Annotated in this window: 8 protein-coding genes; 5 read left to right on the forward strand and 3 right to left on the reverse strand. The window is 69.7% G+C overall.

Annotation, left to right across the window (positions count from 1 at the left end):
- Window positions 1-130: 130 nt before the first annotated feature.
- Window positions 131-1,645, forward strand: a complete 1,515-nt coding sequence (locus ACFWXQ_RS18440; RefSeq protein ID WP_383953976.1) for an APC family permease — start codon at window positions 131-133, stop codon at window positions 1,643-1,645.
- 49 nt (window positions 1,646-1,694) lie between these two features.
- A complete protein-coding gene (locus ACFWXQ_RS18445) occupies window positions 1,695-3,353 on the forward strand; it encodes an amidohydrolase (protein ID WP_383953974.1) in 1,659 nt (552 codons plus the stop codon).
- A 30-nt stretch (window positions 3,354-3,383) separates the two neighbouring features.
- Here the strand turns inward: ACFWXQ_RS18445 and ACFWXQ_RS18450 are convergent, their stop codons facing one another.
- Together ACFWXQ_RS18450 and ACFWXQ_RS18455 are read right to left on the reverse strand one after the other, a co-directional pair.
- Entirely contained in the window at window positions 3,384-3,929 is a 546-nt protein-coding gene (locus ACFWXQ_RS18450) for a GNAT family N-acetyltransferase (protein WP_383953972.1), read from the reverse strand.
- A gap of 91 nt (window positions 3,930-4,020) precedes the next feature.
- On the reverse strand, window positions 4,021-6,825 hold the full coding sequence (locus ACFWXQ_RS18455) for a beta-L-arabinofuranosidase domain-containing protein (RefSeq protein WP_383953970.1): 2,805 nt from the start codon (window positions 6,823-6,825) through the stop codon (window positions 4,021-4,023).
- Window positions 6,826-7,179: 354 nt separating this feature from the next.
- On the opposite strand from ACFWXQ_RS18455, the gene ACFWXQ_RS18460 reads away from it, so the two are divergent.
- Window positions 7,180-9,282, forward strand: coding sequence for a ricin-type beta-trefoil lectin domain protein (locus ACFWXQ_RS18460; protein WP_383953968.1), 2,103 nt, complete (start codon window positions 7,180-7,182; stop codon window positions 9,280-9,282).
- A 99-nt stretch (window positions 9,283-9,381) separates the two neighbouring features.
- Here the strand turns inward: ACFWXQ_RS18460 and ACFWXQ_RS18465 are convergent, their stop codons facing one another.
- Window positions 9,382-9,837: a MarR family winged helix-turn-helix transcriptional regulator gene (locus ACFWXQ_RS18465; RefSeq protein ID WP_383953966.1), complete on the reverse strand. Its 456-nt coding sequence runs from the start codon at window positions 9,835-9,837 to the stop codon at window positions 9,382-9,384.
- 198 nt (window positions 9,838-10,035) lie between these two features.
- Between ACFWXQ_RS18465 and ACFWXQ_RS18470 the strand changes: the two genes are divergently transcribed.
- Window positions 10,036-11,004 (forward strand): alpha/beta hydrolase, encoded by a 969-nt coding sequence (locus ACFWXQ_RS18470; RefSeq protein ID WP_383953964.1) that lies wholly within the window; start codon window positions 10,036-10,038, stop codon window positions 11,002-11,004.
- A 194-nt stretch (window positions 11,005-11,198) separates the two neighbouring features.
- Window positions 11,199-11,723: a MarR family winged helix-turn-helix transcriptional regulator gene (locus ACFWXQ_RS18475; protein ID WP_386268589.1), complete on the forward strand. Its 525-nt coding sequence runs from the start codon at window positions 11,199-11,201 to the stop codon at window positions 11,721-11,723.

Here is an 11,723-nt window from a genome sequence, read left to right on the forward strand (position 1 = left end):
ACGCTCAGTGAACGGCGCACCCCAGCCTTATGTCAACGGCATTGACGCAAGGTGTGCGGCCGTTGTTCCATCCTTCGCATCCCCACACGGCTCTTCCTCCCGTCCCTCTCCCTCCTCGTGAGGAGCCCCGATGTCCTCCCTCGCTCCCGGCAAGTCCGCTCCGGACCGCCCGCCCGCCGAACTGCGCCGCTCGCTCGGCGTCGTCGACGGTGTCGCCATCGCCGCCTCCAGCACGGCGGCCACCACCAGCATCGCCATCGGCATGGGCACCATCGGCACGATCGTCGGTCTCCAGGCCCCGGCCCTGCTGCTCCTGGCGTTCCTGCCCGTCCTCGGCATCGCCACGGCCTTCGCCCGCCTCAACCGCTCGGAACCCAACTGCGGCAACGGCTACACCTGGGTCGGCAAGTCCCTCGGCCCCTGGCCCGGCTTCCTGGCCGGCTGGGTCACCCTTGTCGGCACGATCATCTTCCTCGCCTACACCAGCGCGGTGACCGGCTCGGTCGTGCTGATCTTCGCCAACAAGGCCGGCCTGGACACCCTCGCCGGGATCGCCCTCGACCCGACGTCCACCGCCGCGAGCACGGTCGTCGGCCTGGTGGTCCTCGCCGCCGTCACCGTCCTCGCGATCACCGGCGTACGCAGCGCCACCCGGCTCCAGTTCGGCCTGCTGGTCTTCGAGTATGCCGTCCTGCTGGTCTTCTGCACCTGGGCCCTGGTCACCGGCCACCAGGACTTCTCCTGGGCGTGGTTCAACCCCTTCGAGATCTCCAGCGGCACGGCCTTCGCGCAGGGCATGGTCCTGGCGGTGTTCTTCTTCTGGGGCTGGGACGCGGCGTTCAGCGTCACCGAGGAGACCAGGAGCCCCGGCGACTCGGCCCGCGGCGGGTTCATCGCCCTGTTCGCCATGCTCGGGCTCTTCATCTTCGCCTCGGTCGCCTTCCAGCGGGAGATGAGCCTGCCCGAACTCATCGAGAACGGCCCGCAGGTCCTCCCGTACCTCGGCGCCAAGCTCGCCGCCGAACCCTGGGCCAGCCTCCCGCTGCTCGCCCTGATGTTCTCGGCCGTCGCCTCCGTCCAGTCCTCCGTCATCCCCACCGCCCGCGGACTGCTCGCCATGGGCCGCGACCGCACGATGGGCCCGGTGTGGACCCGCATCCACCCCAAGTACGGGACGCCCGCCGCCGGAACCGTCGTCGTCATGTCGATCGCCGCCACCATCGCCCTGCTCGCCATGGCCATCCCCAAGCTGAGCGACATGCTGCTGGCCGCCGTCAACGCCATCGGCCTCGTCGTCGCCCTCTACTACGGCCTCACCGCGCTCGCCTGCGCCGTCCGTTTCCGCGCCGCCCGGCACGACGGGCCCCGCGAGGCACTGCTCGCCGTCGGCGTGCCGGCCGCCTCCGGACTGGTCCTGCTCGGCCTCGGCGGCTACCTCGGATACTCGTACCTGACCATGACCGACCACATCGAACTCAGCCCCGACAACGGCTGGTTCATGCTCTCCCTGCCCCTCACCATCGTGCTGAGCGGACTCGTCATGGCTGCCGTCGCCAAGTACGCCCGCCGCTCGCCGTACTTCACCACCGGGCGCGGCACCGACGCCGACGCGCTCGCCCTCCCGATGGACCGCACCGCCGTGTGACCCCCTCCCGACGGACCGTCCGATCCCTCCCCTCTGGAGCGCTGAACCCATGTCCCACCCCCAGGCCGCCGACCTCGTCCTCACCGGCGGACCCGTCCACACCGTCGACGCCGCGCGCAGCCGGGCCACCGCCGTGGCCGTGCGCGGCGGGCGGATCGTCGCCGTCGGCCACGACGAGGTCCACGAGCTGATCGGCACCGGTACCGAGGTCGTCGACCTCGCCGGACGACTGCTGCTGCCCGGCTTCCAGGACGCCCACGTCCACCCCCAGGGCGCGGGCGCCGAACTGGGCCTGTGCCACCTGAACGACACCATCGACCCGCAGGAGTACCTGCGGCGCGTCAGGGCGTACGCCGACGAGCACCCCGAAGCCGAGTGGATCACCGGGGGCGGCTGGTCCATGGAGGCCTTTCCGGGCGGCACCCCGACTGCCGCGTTGCTGGACACGGTCGTCCCCGACCGGCCCGTGTTCCTGCCCAACCGCGACCACCACGGCGCCTGGGTCAACTCCCGTGCCCTGCAACGGGCCGGCATCGACGCCAGCACCCCCGACCCGTCCGACGGCCGCATCGAGCGGGACGCCGACGGCAACCCCACCGGCATGCTCCAGGAAGGCGCGGCCCACCTGGTGTCCCGCCTGATGCCCGACCCCACCCCCGAGGAACAACTCGCCGCACTGCTGCGGGCCCAGTCGGTCCTGCACTCGTACGGGGTCACCGCCTGGCAGGACGCCATCGTCGGCGAGTTCGCCAACATGACCGATCCGACGCCCGCCTATCACGAGGCGGTCGACCGCGGCCTGCTCACCGCCCGGGTCGTCGGCGCCCTGTGGTGGGACCGGAGCCGGGGCGGCGAACAGATCCCCGAACTCGCCGCCCGCAGGGAGGAGTCGAGCCGGGGACGGTTCCGGGCCACCACCGTGAAGGTCATGCAGGACGGCATCGCCGAGAACCACACCGCCGCCCTGCTGGGCCCGTATCTCACCGGCTGCGGCTGTGCCTCCGACAACTCCGGGATCAGCTTCGTCGAGCCGGACGAGCTGAAGAAGTACGTCACCGAACTCGACGCGCTCGGCTTCCAGGTCCACTTCCACGCGCTCGGCGACCGCGCGGTGCGTGAGGCGCTGGACGCCGTGGAGGCGGCCCGCACGGCCAACGGATGGCGCGACACCCGCCACCACCTCGCCCACCTCCAGGTCGTCCACCCCGAGGACGTACCGCGCTTTCGCGCACTGGGCGCGACCGCCAACCTCCAGGCGTTGTGGGCCGCCCACGAACCGCAGATGGACGAGCTCACCATCCCGTTCCTCGGCCCCGAACGGGCCGCCTGGCAGTACCCGTTCGGCGACCTCCTGCGCGCCGGAGCCACCCTCGCCGCGGGCAGCGACTGGCCGGTCAGTAGCCCCGACCCCCTGGCGGCCCTCCATGTCGCCGTCAACCGAGTCGTCCCCGACGCACCCGAGGGCACGCCCGCCTTCCTGCCGGACCAGAAACTCGACCTCGGTGCCGCCGTCGCTGCGTACACCGCGGGCAGCGCTCACGCCAATCACCTCGACGACATCACCGGCAGTATCACCGTCGGCAGGCTCGCCGACCTGGTCGTCCTGGACCGCGACCCCTTCGCCGGACCGCCGGAGGAGATCGCCGCCACGCGGGTGCTCCAGACGTTCGTCGACGGCCGCCGGGTGTACGCGGCGGCCGACGCGTGAGGGACGGGACGAGGACGGACCGGGCCCGGACTAGGCCCTGTCGGACGACTGCCAGTCCGAGGCCAGCAGGCCGAACAGCAGGTCGTCCGTCCACTCGTCCTTGAGCCAGGTGGCCTGGCGGAGCAGGCCCTCCTGGACGAAGCCGAGCCGTCGCAGCAGCCGGGCCGAACGGTCGTTGCGCGCGTCGCACTCGGCGGAGACCCGATGCAGTCCTCGGTGATCGAAGAGATCGCCGAGGACAGCTCGTACGGCCTCCGTGGCGTAGCCCTGCCCCTGCCGGTCGCCGGCCAGGGTGAAGCCGAGCTCCGCCTGCATGCGGTTCTCGTGCAGGCAGACCCCGACGTCGCCCACCAGGCAGTGGTCGGCCTTGAGTTCGATCGCGTACTGGAACCATCCCGGTTCCTCTGGGGACCCCGTGGCCATGCCGCGCACCATCCGCGCCGCCGAGTCGAGCGGCACCGGCGCGGTCCAGCTCTGATAGCGGGCCACCAGCGGATCGGACCGGTACGCGGCCAGCGGCGCCGCGTCCTCGGCACGGAATCGGCGCAGTACGAGTCTGGGGGTCTCCAGCAGCATGGCCCGATCGTCCCACGACCGCGACAGGCGCTCGGTTGCGCGACGCCCGGGACGGTCGGGCCATGAACGGACAGGGCGTACGGACAGGGCGTCAGGACACGTACGAGGCGTTCTGTGCCGTGGTCACCACCTTCTGGCCGTCTGCCTGGCCGAGAAGGCCCGCCGACACCCACGAGTTCACCGTGCTCTGCACGCGCGAGACCAGCGCGGCCTTGTTGCCGAAGGGGGCGCCTGCCCAGATCTCGTCGAGGAGCGTGGTGCCGTCGGACCGGGCCGGGTTGGTGACGCCGGAATCGGTGGTGCCGAAGACCACCTTGGGCTCGGAACGCCTGAAGTAGGCGTGGGTCGGGTCCTCGGTGCCCTCGGAGAACGGGGCGAACTCCGTGCCGTTCAGCGTGTAGTGGAGCGGTTTGCCTGACACGGGGGAGAGGCTCGGCAGCAGGTCGCCGGAGAGCGCGGCGTTGCGGAAGAGCCCGAACTGCAGGTAGCTCGTACCGGAGTTGCGGGCGACCAGGTTGACCGGACCGAGGAACAGGGTCTGCAGTCCCGGGTCGTCGAGGGCCTTCTCGACTCGGACCCGGAACGGGATGGCGACCTTCACCACGTCACCACTGCGCCAGGTCCGTGTGACGGCGAAGTAGCTTCCGGCGACCGGAGTCCCGCTCACCGCACCGCCGTTGACCGTCACCCGGAAGCCGCTCGTCGCCCAGGACGGCACCCGCAGCCGCAGTTCGAAGGCCGCGCTGCCGCCGCCGAAGGTGAGGGTGGAGCCCTGTTCCCTCGGGTAGTCCGTGGTCTGCGTGACCGTGACGCCCTTCTCGGACCAGGTCAGGGTGGTGGGGCTGTACAGGTTGACGTACAGCGCGCTCCCGTCGGCCTTCTTGAAGTACACCGAGTCCTGGTACTTGGTGGCGCTCTCCATACCTGTGCCCTCGCAGCAGGTGGTGCCCTGCTTGGGGGTGTAGTCCCGGACGTGACCGGGTGTCAGGCCGATGAAGTAGGTGACGAGCGGCTTCTCCGTGTCGGCCTTGTCCTGTTTGGAGCCGAGGACCTGGTTGTAGAGGGCCCGCTCGTAGTAGTCCATGTACTTCGGGTCCTGCTCGTGGAAGAACAGCATCCGGCTGAGCTTCAGCAGGTTGTATGCGCAGCACGACTCGGCGGTGGTGTCGCTGATCGTCCCCGCGATCACCCCGCGCGCCTTCCAGAACTCGGCCGTGCTGGTCCCGCCGATGCCGTACATGCGGTGGGGCACGACCATGCCCCAGAAGTTCTTCGCTGCGGTGAGGTAGCGCGTCTCGCCCGTTGCGTCGTACAGCCGCAGCAGCCCGGTGAAGATCGGGATGTGCTGGTTTGCGTGCAGCCCGTCGAGTGTGTCGGTGTTCGCGGCGCAGGCGTCGATGAGCTTGTCGAGGTCGAACAGCCTGGCCAGCGCGAGGTGTTCGGCCTTGCTGGTGATCGTGTACAGGTCGACGATCGTCTCGACGATTCCGCCGAACTCGCCGCTGGAGAAGATGCCCCACATCCGCTGCAGGGTGGCTTCGGGCAGCTTGGACAGCCGGGAGTACATCCAGTCGCACATCCCGGACGCGAGATCGAGCGCCCGCGCGTCGTCCGTGGCGAGGTACGCGTCCAGCAGGCCCTTGAGGATCTTGTGCGCGGTGTAGTAGGGCGCCCACACCTTGGTGTAGTCCGGGCTGGTCCGCGACTCCAGGTCGATGAACTGCGTCTCCGGATAGGCGGCCAGGAACCCGGTATGGCTCGGCCCGCCCCAGGTCCGGCGCAGGGTGGCGGTCAGCCCACGGCCCGAGGCGTCGGCGAAGGTGCCGCCCGCGGTCTCGTCGAAGGTGTACGAGGCCAGGGTGCCGCGACCTGCCGAGGAGGCGGCGGCGCGATTGCTCTGCAACGACGTGATCTCGGCGGCGGTCAGCGCCCGCGACCAGATGTTGAACTCGTCGTAGACGCCCGCGAACACCGGGTCGTCGAAGTTCGAGCGGCCGAGCCAGTTGTTCGTCAGGGCGCCCAGGGACGACGGGTTGAGCGTCATCGACGTGTTCTGGGCGACGGAGGTGCCGTTGACGTAGAGGGTGCCGGTGCTCCCCGAGATCGTGACGGCCAGGTGGCTCCACTGGTTCAGCGGCAGCGCGGCGGTGCCGTTGAGTCCCTGTTCCCCGCCGGGCCCGTTGGTCGAGATGGCGAAGCGCGGTACGCCGCCGGCGTTGCGGGCGGCCAGGTACATGTACCGGGTGTTGTTGTTGCCGAAGTCGAAGACCCGGGTCCAGTTGGCGTCGTGGGTGGGCTTCACCCAGGCCGACAGGGTGATCGTCGCGGAGCCGTTGAGCACTGCGGCAGGCAGGCTGACGTACTGGTAGGAACCGCGCACGTTCTCGGCAGCGGTGCCGAACTTCCCGGTGACACCGAGCACAGCCGGGTCCTTGCGCAGAGCCGCGCGCACGTCGGTGAGCGCGCCGATCATGGTCCGGATCTTGTCGGCGTACACCTGGTCGCCGGTGCTCGCGTACGCCTGGGACAGCATGGTCAGGAAGTGGCCGGTGTAGTGGCCGCGGAGGTTGCCGTTGGCCTCACCGTCCAGGCCCTCCCAGCCGCCGGGGGCGACCGCGCCGCCGGTGGAGAGCCCGGCGTTGGCGCGGAACACCTGGAGCAACCGGTTCACGTCGTAGCCGCGGCCGTGGTCGAGCATCAGCTGGCGCTTGGCGGCGAAGACGCCCTGACCGACCTTCACGTCCTTGAGCTCGAACGGCCGGAGCGTCCAGGCGGCGGGCGCGGGCAGCGTGGCGGCCGCGGCCGAACCGCCTCCCGCCGCGTACGAGAACGCCGGGGTCGCCGTGGCGAACAGTGCGGCCTGGAGGAGTCTCCGTCTGGGGAAGGCGGGGGCCATTCGTTCCTCGTCTCTGCGCGGAGGGTCGGGATCGGGTGACGGGTGTACGGACGTCAGGGATGTTCGAAATGCCGTACGGCGTGCGGAAGTTCGACCAAAACATAGATTTGGGGTGGGGACACGTCAACGCTTCCGGCGCGTTCGGCTCCGGTTGATTCGGTGTGACGGGTGTCCGTCGTGGGCGTCGCTTCCCCGGGGTCTGTGCGACTGATGGAAATCCAGTGGTGACGATCCGTTGACTTCCATGTGGTGCGGGCCTAGCTTCGGCGTCCCATCGGTTCGACAACTCGTTCAGTGTTCGATATGTCGACCATTCCTGTGTGCTGGGTTGCCGCGCCCCCGGAAGGAACCCCCATGCCTTTTCCGCAGTTCGTCCCCCGTGCAAGACGTCTGTGCAGAGCTGTCGTTGTCCGTGCCGCCGTTCTCGCCCTGGCGGCCGGCGCCCTGGTCGGTCTCCAGGAGCGGGCGGCTGTCGATCTCGACCGGGTGCAGCCGGTCGCGGTGACGTCCAATCAGATCCCGGTGCCGACGGCGCCGATGGGCTGGGCCTCCTGGAACACCTTCGCCGCCCGGATCGACTACAACGTCATCAAGACGCAGGTCGACGCGTTCGTCGCGGCGGGCCTGCCCGCGGCCGGCTACAAGTACATCAACCTCGACGAGGGCTGGTGGCAGGGCACCCGCGACAGCGCGGGCAACATCACGATCGACGAGTCCGAATGGCCCGGCGGGATGAGCGCCATCGCCGACTACATCCACAGCAAGGGCCTCAAGGCCGGCATCTACACCGACGCGGGCAGGGACGGCTGCGGCTACTACTTCCCGACCGGCCGTCCCGCCGCCCCGGGCAGTGGCAGCGAGGGCCACTACGAGCAGGACATGCTCCAGTTCTCGCGGTGGGGCTTCGACTACGTCAAGGTCGACTGGTGCGGCGGCGACGTCGAGGGCCTCGACGCCAGGACCACGTACCAGGCCATCAGCGACGCCGCCGCGAAGGCGACGGCCACCACCGGACGGCCGCTGACCCTGTCGATCTGCAACTGGGGCAAGCAGAACCCGTGGAACTGGGGCGCCGGAATGGCCGCCCTGTGGCGGACCAACACCGACATCATCTTCCACGGCAACTCGCCGTCGTGGGACAGCATGCTGACCAACTTCGACACCAACGTGCACCCCACCGCCCAGCACACCGGCTACTACAACGACCCCGACATGCTCATGGTCGGCATGGACGGCTTCACCGCCGCCCAGAACCGCAGCCACATGAACCTCTGGGCCGTCTCCGGGGCGCCGCTCCTCGCCGGCAACAACCTCGCGACGATGAGCACGGAGTCGGCGAACATCCTGAAGAACCCCGAGGTCATCGCGGTCGACCAGGACCCGCGCGGCCTCCAGGGCGTCAAGGTCGCCGAGGACACCTCCGGGCTGCAGGTGTACGGCAAGGTCCTCTCCGGCACCGGCAAGCGCGCAGTCGTCCTCCTCAACCGCACCTCCAGCGCACAGAACATGACCGTCCGCTGGTCGGACCTGGGGCTGACCAACGCGTCCGCGACGGTCCGCAACCTCTGGACGCGGGCGAACGTGGGCAGTTTCGGCACGAGTTACACGGTCAGCGTCCCCGCCAAGGACTCGGTGATGCTCACCGTCACCGGCGCCACCGAGGCCGCGAGCACCACGTACGAGGCCGAGGCGTCGGGCAACACCAAGGGCGGCTCGGCGGCCGATGCCACCTGTGCCAACTGTTCCGGCGGTACCAAGGTGGGCGGTGTCGGCAACGGCGCGGCCAACACCCTGCGGTTCAACGCCGTTTCGGCAGCCGACACGGGCACCAAGGTCGTCGACATCGCCTACACCAACGGCGACAGCGCGGCCCGTACGGCGGTCCTCCAGGTCAACGGGCAGACGGCCACCAAGGTCTCCTTCCCGCCGACCGGCTCCTGGACCACGCCCGGCACCGTCTCGGTCGAGGTGTCCCTGGCCAAGGGCTCGGCCAACACCCTGACGTTCTCCAACGCCTCCGCCTGGACGCCCGATCTGGACGCGATCGAGGTACGGCCGCTGCCCGGCACCAACGGCACGGAGTTCATCGGGCAGCAGTCGAGCCGCTGCCTCGACGTCGACAACAACACCATCACCAACGGCACCCAGGCGCAGTTGTGGGACTGCGCGGGCGGGGTCAACCAGTCCTGGACGTACACCGCGCGCAAGGAGCTCGTGGTCTACGGCAACAAGTGCCTCGACGCCTATCAGGCGGGGACCACCAACGGCACGAGGGTCGTCGTCTGGGACTGCAACGGGGGCAACAATCAGAAGTGGAACGTGAATGCCGACGGGACCGTGACCAATGTGAATGCCGGGCTCTGTCTGGATGCGTACAACGCCGCTACCGCCAACGGGACGAAGGTTGTCCTGTGGACTTGTGGTGGGGGTGCCAATCAGAAGTGGGCTCGGCAGTAACGCTTCGCTGGATGCGTGGTGATTCGTCTGCGGGTTCGGTGGGGGCTTGTCGCGCAGTTCCCCGCGCCCCTTGAGGGGCGGGGCTGCGGGGCCGTGTCCCTACCGGGTGACGTTTGTTGTCAGTAGGCGGAGCAACTGCTTTGCTGTGGCGTCCTGTTCGGGGGTCAGGGCCATGGCGTCGCCGATGGCCAGGGGGACGGTGTCCGCCTGCTCCTTGAGCCGGGCTCCGGCGTCTGTGAGGCGGAGGGCGACGGAACGCTCGTCCTCCGCCCGGCGCTCGCGCCGCAGCAGGCCGTTCGCCTCCAGGCGCTTGAGGAGCGGGGAGAGGGTGCTGGACTCCAGTTGGAGGGCGTTGCCCAGGTCCCGTACGGAGATCTGGTCCTGCTCCCACAGCACGAGCATGACCAGGTACTGCGGATAGGTCAGTCCGAGTTCGTCCAGCAGGGGCCGATAGCGGGCGGTGACCGCACGCGAGGCCGCATAGAGGGCGAAGCAGAGCTGGTCGTCCAGGAGCAGGGAACCCTCCCGGGTCGGTTCGGCCCCTGGTGTGCTCACGGTGTCGCTCCCTGTTCCTGTGCCCGCTCCGGTGTGGCGCACGGTGATCTCCACTCTACCGTTCGAGTCTCCTCGATTCTATCGCACCCTAATTAGTTGTGCACGACTTAATAGTGCGCTACTTTCGTGGTGTGCCGCCGCTCCGGCGAAAGACCGTCGACGGAGCCTGCCCACGGCACCGGATCCGAGGAGATCGCCATGACCGACACCACCGGCACCCGTCCCGTCCTGGAGCCCGCCGCCGCGGCCTTCGCCGAGGCGACCGCGAACCCGCCGTACCTGTTCGACCTCGGCCCGGCAGAGGGCCGCAAGACCGTGGACGAGGTGCAGTCGGGCGACATCACCAAGCCCGACGTCGACGAGGAGTGGGTCACGGTCTCCGGCGGCCCCACCGGACAGGTCCGGGCACGCGTCGTCCGCCCGGCGGGTGCCTCCGGCGTCCTCCCGGTGATCATCTACATCCACGGCGCCGGCTGGGTCTTCGGCAACGCCCACACCCACGACCGCCTGGTCCGTGAACTCGCAGTCGGTGCCAACGCGGCCGTGGTCTTCCCCGAGTACGACCTCTCGCCCGAAGCCCGCTATCCCGTCGCCATCGAGCAGAACTACACCGTCGCCCGGTGGGTCGTCACCGACGGCGCCGAGCACAACCTGGACGCCTCCCGTATCGCGGTGGCGGGCGACTCCGTCGGCGGCAACATGAGCGCGGCCCTGACCCTGATGGCCAAGGAGCGCGGTGACGTGCCCCTCGTCCAGCAGGTCCTCTTCTACCCGGTGACCGACGCGGCCTTCGACACCGGCTCCTACCACCAGTTCGCCGAGGGCTACTTCCTGCGCCGCGACGCCATGCAGTGGTTCTGGGACCAGTACGCGACCGACGAGAAGCAGCGCGCCGAGATCACCGCGTCCCCGCTGCGCGCCACCACCGAGCAGCTCACCGGTCTGCCGCCGGCCCTGGTCATCACCGGCGAGGCCGACGTCCTGCGCGACGAGGGCGAGGCCTACGCCAACAAGCTGCGCGAGGCGGGCGTCGCGGTCACGGCGGTCCGCTACCAGGGCATCATCCACGACTTCGTGATGCTCAACGCCCTCGCCGAGACCCACGCGGCCCGCGCCGCCATAGGCCAGGCAGTGACCGTGCTGAGGAGCGCTCTCGCCACCGGCTGACCGGCCGTCCGGCCACCGGCCCGGCCTCCCGTCCCCGCACACCGCGCGCGGGGACGGGAGGCCGGGGGCGTTGGGCCCCGAGCGGCTGGACAGGCGTACAACGAGCGGGAGCCGGGCCGTGTACGGTCCGGTTCTTCGGGTAGGGCCGACCTACATGACAGCTGCCCTGTCCGCAGTTCACTGAGAGAGCGCTTGTGGAGACCGACCGGCCCACGGGCCGCGACCAGGACCCCGGCAACGAGCCGGACACGCTTGCCCGCCACGTCGTCGACACGGTGGAGAGTCTCGTGACGCTCTGGTTCGCGGCGGCGGAGGACGTCGTCCCGCAGTTGTCCGCGCGTCAGCTGTTCGCCCTGCAGACGGTCCGTCGCCGGCCCGAGCTCAATCTCACCGCTCTGGCCGAGCACTTGGAGATAGGACTGCCCACCGCCAGCCGGCTGTGCGGCCGGCTCGTGTCCGCCGGGCTGCTGCAGCGGACCGTCCAGCCCCACAACCGCCGTGAGGTGCGGTTGGTGGTCACCGACGACGGACGGCGGTTCCTGGCGGACGTCACCGAGCGGCGATCCCTGTGTCTGGCCGCCGTGTTCGGGGCGATGACGCCCGGCGAACGTGCTTCTCTGCAACGAGGACTGGGCGCCTTCGAGCAGGCCCGCGCCCGCACACGTCCGCGGCTGCGGGGCGACACGCGGGGCGGGGGAGAAACAGGGACCGGCGGCTGA

Origin of the sequence: Streptomyces sp. NPDC058697 (assembly GCF_042715345.1) — a bacterium.
Lineage (GTDB): Bacteria > Actinomycetota > Actinomycetes > Streptomycetales > Streptomycetaceae > Streptomyces > Streptomyces liliifuscus.